The organism is Paenibacillus sp. SSG-1 (assembly GCF_002224835.1).
Classification (GTDB): Bacteria; Bacillota; Bacilli; order Paenibacillales; family Paenibacillaceae; genus Paenibacillus_AQ; species Paenibacillus_AQ favisporus.
The window spans coordinates 2,753,672-2,764,557 of record NZ_MBRK01000001.1 but is presented as its reverse complement, the minus strand read 5'-3'; the positions used below and the strand labels follow the sequence as shown (position 1 = coordinate 2,764,557).

The 10,886-nt window shown below is 51.2% G+C and carries 11 protein-coding genes; 6 read left to right on the top strand and 5 right to left on the bottom strand.

The annotated features are described in order from the left end of the window. The first annotated feature begins 96 nt into the window (after positions 1–96). Together cstA and BCV73_RS12765 are read left to right on the top strand one after the other, a co-directional pair. Positions 97–1,890: a carbon starvation protein CstA gene (cstA, locus tag BCV73_RS12770; RefSeq protein WP_089547383.1), complete on the top strand. Its 1,794-nt coding sequence runs from the start codon at positions 97–99 to the stop codon at positions 1,888–1,890. Positions 1,891–2,096: 206 nt separating this feature from the next. After that, positions 2,097–2,474, top strand: a complete 378-nt coding sequence (locus tag BCV73_RS12765; RefSeq protein ID WP_089547382.1) for a hypothetical protein — start codon at positions 2,097–2,099, stop codon at positions 2,472–2,474. A 74-nt stretch (positions 2,475–2,548) separates the two neighbouring features. Here BCV73_RS12765 and BCV73_RS12760 read toward each other — a convergent pair whose 3' ends face one another. Further along, complete coding sequence (locus BCV73_RS12760) at positions 2,549–2,962, bottom strand: nuclear transport factor 2 family protein (RefSeq protein ID WP_089547381.1); 414 nt, start codon at positions 2,960–2,962, stop codon at positions 2,549–2,551. Between the two features lie 130 nt (positions 2,963–3,092). Here BCV73_RS12760 and BCV73_RS12755 point away from each other — a divergent pair, with 130 nt between their 5' ends. After that, positions 3,093–3,683, top strand: a complete 591-nt coding sequence (locus BCV73_RS12755) for a CGNR zinc finger domain-containing protein (protein WP_089547380.1) — start codon at positions 3,093–3,095, stop codon at positions 3,681–3,683. Positions 3,684–3,902: 219 nt separating this feature from the next. On the opposite strand, the gene BCV73_RS12750 is transcribed toward BCV73_RS12755, so the two are convergent. Next, positions 3,903–4,292 (bottom strand): MerR family transcriptional regulator, encoded by a 390-nt coding sequence (locus tag BCV73_RS12750; RefSeq protein ID WP_089547379.1) that lies wholly within the window; start codon positions 4,290–4,292, stop codon positions 3,903–3,905. A 192-nt stretch (positions 4,293–4,484) separates the two neighbouring features. On the opposite strand from BCV73_RS12750, the gene BCV73_RS12745 reads away from it, so the two are divergent. Next, positions 4,485–4,841 carry a VOC family protein gene (locus BCV73_RS12745; RefSeq protein ID WP_089547378.1) on the top strand — a complete coding sequence of 119 codons (357 nt, stop codon included), beginning with the start codon at positions 4,485–4,487 and terminating at the stop codon, positions 4,839–4,841. Between the two features lie 361 nt (positions 4,842–5,202). On the opposite strand, the gene BCV73_RS12740 is transcribed toward BCV73_RS12745, so the two are convergent. Continuing rightward, on the bottom strand, positions 5,203–6,159 hold the full coding sequence (locus BCV73_RS12740; RefSeq protein WP_143811854.1) for an acyltransferase domain-containing protein: 957 nt from the start codon (positions 6,157–6,159) through the stop codon (positions 5,203–5,205). A 108-nt stretch (positions 6,160–6,267) separates the two neighbouring features. Further along, positions 6,268–7,398, bottom strand: coding sequence for a Gfo/Idh/MocA family protein (locus tag BCV73_RS12735; RefSeq protein WP_256992835.1), 1,131 nt, complete (start codon positions 7,396–7,398; stop codon positions 6,268–6,270). 161 nt (positions 7,399–7,559) lie between these two features. Between BCV73_RS12735 and BCV73_RS12730 the strand changes: the two genes are divergently transcribed. Then, positions 7,560–7,967: a winged helix-turn-helix transcriptional regulator gene (locus tag BCV73_RS12730; RefSeq protein WP_089547376.1), complete on the top strand. Its 408-nt coding sequence runs from the start codon at positions 7,560–7,562 to the stop codon at positions 7,965–7,967. A 33-nt stretch (positions 7,968–8,000) separates the two neighbouring features. On the opposite strand, the gene BCV73_RS12725 is transcribed toward BCV73_RS12730, so the two are convergent. Next, positions 8,001–9,620, bottom strand: a complete 1,620-nt coding sequence (locus tag BCV73_RS12725) for a catalase (RefSeq protein ID WP_481855835.1) — start codon at positions 9,618–9,620, stop codon at positions 8,001–8,003. A gap of 332 nt (positions 9,621–9,952) precedes the next feature. Here BCV73_RS12725 and BCV73_RS35765 point away from each other — a divergent pair. Continuing rightward, the coding region (locus tag BCV73_RS35765) for a glycoside hydrolase family 2 TIM barrel-domain containing protein (protein ID WP_275541921.1) at positions 9,953–10,886 on the top strand (934 nt) is incomplete at its 3' end.

Here is a 10,886-nt window from a genome sequence, read left to right as displayed (position 1 = left end):
CTGAAAACACCTTGAATCGGTTTTCATCAGGTATAGTACGGATAAAATCTCTTCACCCGTTACAAGCGGGGTGTGAATAAAGGAGGAACTCCAAAAATGAATGCGGTTACAATCGTCATAGCATCCATCTGTATTCTCATGATCGCCTACCGCCTGTATGGGACGTTCATGGCCGCCAAGGTGCTGAAGCTCAGCAACAGTACGCCTACGCCGGCCCATGCCCTTGAGGACGGCAAGGACTACGTACCGACGAACAAATGGGTCACCTTCGGCCATCACTTCGCCGCGATTGCCGCCGCGGGGCCGCTGGTCGGGCCGATCCTGGCCGCCCAGTTCGGCTACTTGCCAGGCCTCTTATGGCTGCTGATCGGAGCCGTTATCGGCGGTGCGGTTCATGACGCGGTCGTCCTGTACGCGTCCATGCGCAAGCAAGGCAAGTCGCTGTCCGAAGTTGCCAAAGAAGAGCTTGGACCGGTCGCCGGCTTTTGCACGGGTCTGGCCATGCTGTTCATCATCATTATTACGATGGCGGGCTTGTCCATGGTCGTGCTCCATGCGCTCGAAAACAATCCTTGGGGTACCTTCGCCGTCGGCATTACGATTCCGATTGCCATGGGCGTCGGCCTGTACTACAAAAAAACCGGTAAGCTGAAGACCGCGACCACCGCAGGATTTATTCTGCTTATGATCGGCGTATTTGCCGGTCCTTATATTCAGGAAACGGCCATCGCCCAATGGCTGACGCTGGATGCCAAGACGCTGGCCATGATTCTGCCGATTTACGCTTTCTTTGCAGCGGCGCTGCCGGTATGGCTTCTGCTCGCTCCCCGGGACTATCTGAGCAGCTTTATGAAAATCGGTGTGTTTGTTGCCCTTATTGCCGGTGTGTTTATCATTAACCCGGTGATCCGCTTTCCGGCTTTTACCGAATTCGCCGGCGGCGGGGGCCCAGTTATTGCAGGTCCTGTCTGGCCTTTTATTTCGATTACGATCGCCTGCGGAGCGATTTCCGGTTTTCATGCGTTCGTCGGCTCCGGAACGACACCGAAAATGATCAATCAATGGACCGACATCAAGGTCATCGGCTTCGGGGCGATGCTCGTCGAGTGCGTGGTCGGCATCATGGCGCTGATCGCGGCAACTGCACTGCACCCAGCCGACTATTTCGCCATCAATTCCGCCCCGGCCGTGTTCCAGACGCTTGGGATGCATGTGGAAAACCTGCCGCAGCTCAGCAAGGAAATCGGAATGGATCTGGAAGGCCGCACTGGCGGAGCGGTTACGCTTGCGGTCGGCATGTCGTATATTTTCACAAAAATTCCGTGGTTCAGCCATCTGGCACCGTTTTTCTTCCAGTTCGTCATCATGTTTGAGGCGGTGTTCATTCTGACCGCGATCGATTCGGGGACCCGCGTCTCCCGATATCTGATCCAGGACTTTTTCGGCGAGATCTATAAGCCGCTGAAGCGGACCGATTGGCTACCCGGCAATATTTTTGCGAGTGCACTCGCCTGCTTCATGTGGGGATACTTGCTCTTTTCCGGTGATATCAGTTCGGTATGGGCCTTGTTCGGCGTCTCCAATCAGCTCATGGCTTCCATCGGCCTGATTATCGGAGCAACCGTTATTTTGAAAATCGCGGATAAGCCGATCTACGCTCTGACGTGCATCATTCCGCTCGCGTATCTATACGTCACGGTGAACTACGCAGGTTATTGGATGGTACGTCATGTGTACCTGAATCCGCAAGCTTCGGGATATAACGTTCTCAATGGTGTGCTTTCGATCATTATGCTGATCTTGGGCGTTATTATTTTAATCACAGCCATCAAAAAATGGATGGAGCTGTTAAGCTCGCCGACGTTACACCAGGGATCGTTGATTCCGTGATCTGTCTAAAATATTTTTCATCTGCATACCAACCTGCCGCAAGGTCCTCCACTAAAGGCCTGGCGGCTTTTTTCGATTCATCCCCTGCCATGGCAAGCCAATAATTAGCATTTGCTTCCAATATCAAGGAGTGATAATATGTATAGCGGCCATTCGGAGGCTGCATGAAATCATGATCATACAGGAAGAAGGAAGTAATTAACTACATGAATAACTCGATCCGTTTATTTAAGGTGTCCGGCATTGTGCATAAGGATCAGCTTGTCGTTTGCGTCAAGGAATGGAAGCTCCTGAAGGAAACCGGGCGTTATTACGAAATTAAATCAGATGATGCCAACGTCAAGAGAGTGTATAAAGAAAAGCTCGGTGTGATCCATGACGACACCAAGGCATATGCGAACGGGCTGATTTCAAGTCACACCTTTTGTGCACATGAGGACATTGAAACCATGAAATCGCTCATTATTACAGAACTGGACTCCAAAATATCTTCCTACCTGCAAGACCTGCTGCTGAACAGAAAAGCACTGGAAAGCGCTGACGAAAACTCGATTTCACTTCATATTACTGAGCTGAAACGTTAACTTATAAATGACATGAATTCTTATGCGAGGGCGTCCATCCACTCGGTTGGCGCCCTTGCTGCTTGTAACGAGAATCATCTGTACCTGCGGTCCGATTCCTGAATCGGATAATCGTTGCCGCTCATATCCCGTCTTCGCATCAGCCCTTCTTCATCAAACTCCCAATGCTCATTCCCATGCGTTCTCATCCACTGTCCCGTGTCAGCGTCCCGCCATTCATACTCGAAACGCACCGAAATGCGATTGTCTGTGTAACACCACAGCTCTTTCATCAGCTTGTAATCCAGTTCTTTCTCCCACTTTCGTTTCAAAAAATTCCGGATGGCCTCCCTTCCCTTAAAAAACTCGGTGCGATTCCTCCACTCCGAGTCGGGAGAATAAGCCATCGCCACCAGATCCGGATTTCTTGTATTCCAGGCGTTCTCGGCAGCTTTTACCTTGGCAAGCGCCGACTCATGGTTGAACGGGGGTTTAACGATATTAGACATGGACTCCACCTCACGATATGAACTAACCACAAAAGTGCGGTTGTTATGGTTAGTATGATATGTTCTTTCAATTAACCTGTCAATCCATTATTATTAGGTTAGTTAAAAAAAGTCATTTGGAGGATATTTCATGACGTTAAATAATACAGGTTCGTTTCCACTGCTCTCTGGGCATCCTTCACTGGATTTGGTCAATACCGAGCTGGTTCGAAGAGGCATCCGCCATGATTTACTGATCCGTCCTGAAGATCTAACCGCTTGGCTTGAAGCATTAAATATGAAGGAAAGTCTGCCTTCACTTCAGCATGCATCATCGGAGATCACGAAAGAAGCGCTGAATAAAGTTAAAGAATTTCGGATTGTCGTCAGAGATATGTACGAGCGGCTGGCTGACGGCCAAGAGGTTACCCGCTCATGGATCTGCCTCATGGAAGCGTGCATTGCCAAGGCTCCGTTGTCCTATCACTTCCTGGACGGAAGACTCGTTCCCGTTCCGCTGGGGTCTGACATCGATGCGATCCTGTCCCTGGTCGCCCTGGACGCGCTCCGGCTGCTGGAAGCCGGTGAATTAGCGTATCTTCATCGGTGTTCCAATCCCGAATGCGTCCTGCTCTATACTGACCGTTCGGGACGACGGAAATGGTGCTCCATGAAGATTTGCGGAAACCGGAATAAAGTGGCGCGAAACCAGGCCAAAAAAGACCACAATCAAGATATGTAATCACTACCACCACCACCACCAATACAAACACCAATACAAACACCAATACAAACCGAACAAGCTTTTTTTGTATTCCATTAAATCTCTAGCGGGACACAATAAAGGAAGTGGTTACGTAATATATATTATGTTAACCATTATTTTCGCGGATGACCAAGGCGCCCTTTCAAGATGTCCTGGCTCCACGAGTTTAAACTTACAATAATCATTTTTTCCTCATTAGGAATGCATAAGCTTTTCGTAATAGTCCAATTTGGTCCGTGCTTCCGCGATCGTTTGGTCCAGCGCCTGCCGCTGCTCCTCCAACCGGTCCAATTGAGCCGTTAGAATTGACTTCCGGCTTTGGATTAACTTCAGCTCTTCATCGTCCAGAGCTTCCTTGTCTCTGAAACACTGCCCATCGGCAATAAAATCCTTAATGTCTTCCAGCGACAAACCGCTCTGTTTTAAGCATTTAATCGATAAAATTTGGTGGACATTTGCATCGCTATAGTTCCTGACACCACCCGTACCACGCGAAGCTGGTTGGATCAGTCCCATTTTTTCATAATAACGCAGTGTGTCCAGACTAAATCCAGTCATTGTGGAAGCTTCCCGAATGTTATACATAGAAAATCACCGCCTTTCCCCCTTATTGTAAACGCTGGAGCTGACTCCAGGTCAAGGGGAACGTCAATCGAAATGAGGTATACATGTATGGATTTGGAGTGCTGCCCTTTTACTGATAGAATCAAATTAATTTTAATGACATGAAATACTTTCGCTTTCAGAATCGTGTCAGAAAGAGAGGAGAAGTGCAGGATGAAGGTACTTCAAGTGTACACACGAGTGTATGTGAATGATATGGAGACGTCCCTTAAATTCTATGAGAACTTGTTGAGTGAAGTTTCAACATTTAGGTTCAAGTATGAAGCAGCGGGATTGGAATTAGCATATGTGGGCGACATTTTGATTTTGGCTGGATCAAATCAGGCATTGGAGCCATTCCGTAAGACCAAGGCAACATTCAAGGTGGACAGCATTCATGAGTTTTATGACCACCTAAAGAGTTCAGGTTGCCAAATAATTCGTGATCTCACTAAAGTTCCAACTGGCACAAATTTTACGGTACAGCATCCGGATGGCGAGATTTTTGAATACGTTCAACATCATGATTAGGTAATTGCCCGCCATTGTGCGGGTTTCTCTTTTTCCGTGCTTGGTCCAATGTTCATGATAACCAGTCAATACCCATAAATGATAAATGTTTTTAAAAAAAATGATATTTATGTTTACATAATAAATGTTATGTTAACTTGATGCTATCCCAACCTCTTTGAAGCCGCCCAGCGGCATTCGTGAATACTTGAATCACACTTGTTTTCATAAAAAAACGTCTATGTACCTTTCAAAGATGACAGACCGCGTTTAGCGGAAGTTTTTCTTGCGAGATCAGGAAGCGGAAGCTCCGATACTTATACTTTCTGATCTCGTAAAAAACCCATCCCCGTATCCGGGAATGGGTTGAAATCGTTCTACGCTATGCTTGCTGTATTCGTCGTATCGTCGTTTGGAGCCGGTCCAGATCTTTTTGAAAAGGACTGAGCACGCTGTATACGTGAGCGCCGGATCCCTGTTTCCACAAATGCTTCGTGAAGTTGGCCAGCGTTCCGGACGGCCCTAGATCAACGCAAATATGCTCCGATGGGTTCATGCGCTGCATCGCTTCCCGAAACCGGATCGGATGCCGAACGGCATCCCAGACATAGTCTGAAGATAATGACGTGATGCCCATTCCGTACAGACCGGAAACCAGCTTCACCTGCGGCCGGTTCACATGGATTGCTGTCAGGGAAGATTTATACGCCGTCTCTGCAGCGTCAATGGATGCGGAGTGAAAGCCGTAGCGCACAGGCAGCACCTGGTGAGCGATCCGGGTTTGCTTTAAATACGCTTCCGCCTGCCGGATACCCTCGCTTGTGCCGGAAACGACGAAGTGGGACTGATCATTGACGGCCGCCAGCTCGGTATTCGTATGAAGCTCTGCGGCTTGCGTGAACAGCGCGGGATCACTTGCGATGGCGATCATGCCTCCCGGCTCACAAGTATTCCGGACCGCATCGGCTTGATTCGCAACAAGCTCCAGAGCCGTTTCCCAATCGATGACGCCGGCAACGGCGCAGGACGCAAATTCGCCCAAGCTCGTCCCAAGCACGAGATCCGGATAGATTCCGTTTTCCATCATCACCTGCGCCAGTGCATATTCCACCATAAAGATGGCCGGATGGCTGTAGGATAAATGATCCAGCGGTTCCTCTGATTTTCGGTTGCTGCCGTACAATTCCAGGACGACAGACCTGCCTGTCGACTGGTACAGCCGCCGATCCATGCGGTCCATCTTTTCCCGGAATCCGGAATGCCGTTCGTAGAGTTCGATTCCCATCCGGTAATATTGAGAGCCTTGACCGGGAAACAAGAAAACGACGGATTTTGCCATAATCGAATTGACCTCCGTAAGGTAGAAAAAGTCTTGATGATGATATTCTTCTACCAACTTACCATTTCATGTTTCCTCCGTCCATCTCTCTTAAAAGCGGACCCTTGATCAAACCGCATAACCGGGTTCAAGCCGCACCGTTGCCCCTGTCTCCCCCGCCTTCCGCACTTGATCCAGCAGCTCGTGAACCGCAAGTGCGGTTTGAAAGTCCGGCGCCTCGTGTGTATCATTCGCCAGATCCCGGTGGATCTGTTGGTAAATGCCCGCCACATTGTAAGCGGGTGTTCCCATCAGCTCGGCCGGAGGCAGGTGGAGATGCCCGGGCAGCGTCAGTTCCTTCAGCTCTCCCCTCCCCTGCGTGCCAAGCACGATCAGATCATCGATCTGGAACATAAAGTTTTGCCGTGATCGGATGTGTAAATCCCCTTTCGTGCCGTTGATCTCGATCGCGAAGCTTCCCACGTGCGCATTGCGGATCTGGGAGCTGAAAACGGCCTGGCCCGGCAGAATCCCGCTGACCACGACATGATCAGGTGCCGACGCAAGGATGATTTCACCCGTCTCTTCCACAGGGACCTGCCGCGTTTGCGTCTTCAATATGGCCGATATTTCGGAAAATGGTCCAAAGAGATACATGATCCCATCCAGAAGATGGCCGCCGGCGATCGTCAGCTGATTGGCTCCGTTCGCTTCATCCAGCAAATAAACGTGGCTCTGGTCGATCTGCTTGGAACGGATCGGATACGTCGGTATGGCGTAATTAACGTGAACGGCAAGCACATCCCCAACGTAACCCTCTGCCAGAAGTTCCCGGACGTAGCGGATGACGGGATTGGCGCGCGACTGCAGCCCGGCGAAATGGCGAACTCCTCGGTCGCGGGCCGCTTGCAGCAATGCTGCCGATTCTGCGGTCGTCCGTCCGAGCGGGAACTCGCTGTACACATGCTTGCCGGCCTCAAGAGCTGCACGAATCAGCCGGTCATGCTCCGGAACCCGGACGGATACGGTCACCAAATCGACCTCTGGATGCAGGGCCAGCTCAAGCGGATCGGAAAAGGCATGCTCAACGCCAAAGTGATCGGCGCTCGCTTCTGCGCTTTCCTGCCGCGATGTACCGACGGCGGTCACCATAAACTCGGGCAGCGCCTTCAGAGCCGGAAGATGTGCCAGACCTCCCCACGCACCGTTCAAACCGGCACCGATGATTCCGACACGAAGAGGTTGATGATTTATATTCATAAGTAAGCCTCCTAATAAATGGATAAGGGATCCACCCGCCTCCTGGCAAATTGTGGAGGGGTTTTCGGGTTGGTAGACATAGATTAATACAGTGAGTACAATGTGAAAAGAAGGCACTTTTCGGTTCGTTACGAACCCGCGGGTGCGTTAGGAGGTGGATGATGGAAAACATACGAGCAGCGGAACCCGCATTTTCGGTAACGTCCTGCACGGCTCGGCGTGTACTGGAAATCGTTTCGAATAAATGGGCGGTCCTCATCATTTTCGTATTGGAAAAAGGCACCAAACGGTACGGTCAGCTTCAGCGAAGCATCGCCGACATTTCCCAAAAAATGCTGACCCAGACGCTCCGCCAACTGGAGCGGGACGGACTGATTGAGCGCAGCGTCCTTCCGGAGGTTCCGCCTGTGGTGGAATATACCTTGACTCCGATGGGAGAGAGCTTGATCCCCTACCTGCGCCAGCTAAACCATTGGCTGAACGAGCATTATCCTCAGATCGAACAAGCCCGGAAAGATTACGATGCGAGAGAAAAGTTTAAGACAGACAAAAGCACGCAGACCGTTTAAGGTTTGCGTGCTTTTTTAAATGCATGGATGGTGTTAATACGAGTCGGTGCTGTGGCCCTTCCGTTCGGCATCTTCCACCGCTTCATGAGTGTGAGTGGCGCCCAGCGGGCCATGATGGCTGCTCGAGCCATGCTGCTTGATCCCCTCGGCGACGCGCCGGCCGTATTCCTCGTCGCACTGGGTCAGATGATGGATCATCTTCTCCTGTATGATCGGGCTGCAGGAAGACAGCGCATTAACCAGATTGCTGATCAGTTCGTTCTTTTCAAAATCGTCAAACGCACGGTACGTCTCCCCTGCCTGCTTGTAATCGTTGGTTCGTTCAATGCTGGCCCTCATCAGTTTGCCTTCCACATGCGGCATGTAGTCGATTTCCTCCCGGGGGGCTTCCTTCAAACCGTTCAGCGAGGACGGTTCGTAATTGATGTGAGGATTCTGTCCAGGCGCCATATCTACATCATACGTCATCTGGCCGTCACGCTGATTGGTGGCCACCCGCTTCTTCGGTGCGTTGATCGGCAGCTGGAGGTAATTTGGTCCGACGCGGTAGCGCTGGGTATCCGAATACGAAAGTGTCCGTCCCTGAAGCATTTTATCATCGGAAAAATCCATCCCGTCGACGAGCACGCCGGTCCCGAATGCCGCCTGCTCCACCTCGGCAAAATAGTTCTCTGGATTTTTGTTCAGCACCATCCGGCCGACCGGACGCCAAGGAATTTGCTCCTTCGGCCACAGCTTGGTATCGTCCAGCGGGTCGAAATCCAGCTCAGGATGGTCGTCATCGCTCAAAATTTGCACGAACAACTCCCACTCCGGATAATCGCCGCGCTCGATCGCCTCGTACAAGTCCTGGGTCGCATGGTTGAAGTTTTTACCCTGAATGGCTTCCGCCTCGGCTTGGGTCAAGTTTTTGATGCCCTGCTTCGGCTCCCAGTGGTACTTGATCAATACCGCTTCGCCCTCGGCATTTACCCATTTGTAAGTATTGACCCCGGACCCCTGCATCTGCCGGTAGTTGGCCGGGATGCCCCAGGGGGATTGAACGAACGTAACCATATGCATCGTTTCCGGCGAGTTGCAGCAAAAATCGAAAAACCGCTCGTTGTCCTGGATGTTCGTGACCGGATCCGGCTTGAAAGCGTGGATCATATCGGGAAACTTGATCGCGTCGCGGATAAAGAAAATTTTCAGGTTGTTCCCGACCAGGTCCCAGTTTCCGTCTTCGGTGTAAAATTTCACGGCAAAGCCGCGCGGATCACGCAGCGTCTCCGGGGAATGGCCGCCGTGAATAACCGAGGAGAAACGGACGAAGACAGGCGTTCGCTTGCCCGCTTCCTGGAATAATTTCGCCCGCGTATACTTGGATACCGGCTCATCTCCAACCTTGCCGTAGGCCTCGAAGTATCCGTGTGCTCCGGCTCCTCTTGCATGCACGACGCGCTCTGGAATGCGCTCGCGGTCAAAATGCGTTATTTTCTCGATAAATTGATAGTTTTCAAGCGTTGCCGGTCCGCGGCTTCCCACCGTCCGCATGTTCTGGTTGTTCTTCACCGGATGGCCCTGGCGCGTGGTGAGAGACATTTCGTCTTCGCCCGGAGCCATGCGGCGGTCAAGGGCATCGCCGGAGCCGGTCACCGAAGTGCCGTGCTCCATAGGCTTTTGTTGTTGGTCCATGCTGTTGTTCTCCTTTTCGTCTTTATGTACAAAGGGCTGATTAATTTTAGATGGCAAAGATATGAAGTAGCGTTTCCAGCCGATTCCGTTTTTATGCCTTGAGCCTTCCGCGTTGCAAAAGTCCGGACATCAAAAAAATCCATTTTACATCAATTTATTACGATTGATCCCCCGACTGAAATCGCTTAGCATGATTCTGAGCACGTCCAAGCGTGAGTCTCGAACAGCCCACGCCCGCACTCGACACAAACCAAGTGATGTCAAAGGGATTAGAAATAGGTACATAAGTTGATCAAGGAGGAGCAACCGTTATGGAGAGGATGTTTCAAAACCACGAAGTCCGCGTCAGCCGCACGATAGAAGGCACCTGGGATTTTACCGTCGTCGATGAACCCGATTTGTCCGTTCAGGCCAGTCAGTCCTTCCCCTACCGGATGGCGGTGCCATCCTGCTGGGAGACGCATCCCGATTTCAGTACATACCAAGGCGTTGGCGCCTATCGAACGATCGTAAATATCCGGAGGGAAGCATCTGTACGGCTTATTTTTAAAGGGATAAGCCACACGGCCCACATCTACTGGGACGGGGTGAAAGTTGCGCAGCATTATAACGCCTACACCGCGTTTGATGTGGTCATCCCGGATGTACGGCCGGGTGAGCATACGCTGATCGTTGCAGCCGACAACCGTTTCAGCAAAGCATCCGCCTTGCATATTCCAAACGACTATTACACATACGGCGGTATCATCCGCCCAGTGGTCCTTGAGGAGCTGTATAGCCCTTACGTGCGGCAGCTTTATTTCACACCTGAATATAAAAGCGGCGAATGGAGTGCCGAGGTCCGCGCGGTCGTCAGCAATCCGAATGACATGGAGCGAACGGTCCAGGTAACCGGTACTCTCGCAGGAATCGATTTTTCACTTGGAACCGTCACCTTGGCGCCAGGGGCTGAAAAAAAGCTGCAGAAGTCGTTTGCCTTTCCGGACGTTTCTTCCTGGTCGCCGGAAGAGCCATCGCTGTATCAGCTTCATGTCCGGCTGTACGAAGACAAGGATACGGACAGCCCGCCTCTTGATGATTTGATCGAACGGGTCGGATTCCGGACGGTGACCACCCGAGACGGCAAATTTCAGGTGAACGGCAAAGATGTGGTACTCCAAGGCTTCAACCGGCATGAAGATCATCCGATGGCCGGAGCGGCTCTTCCCGTATCTTTGATGCTGCATGATCTCGACCTGATGCGTG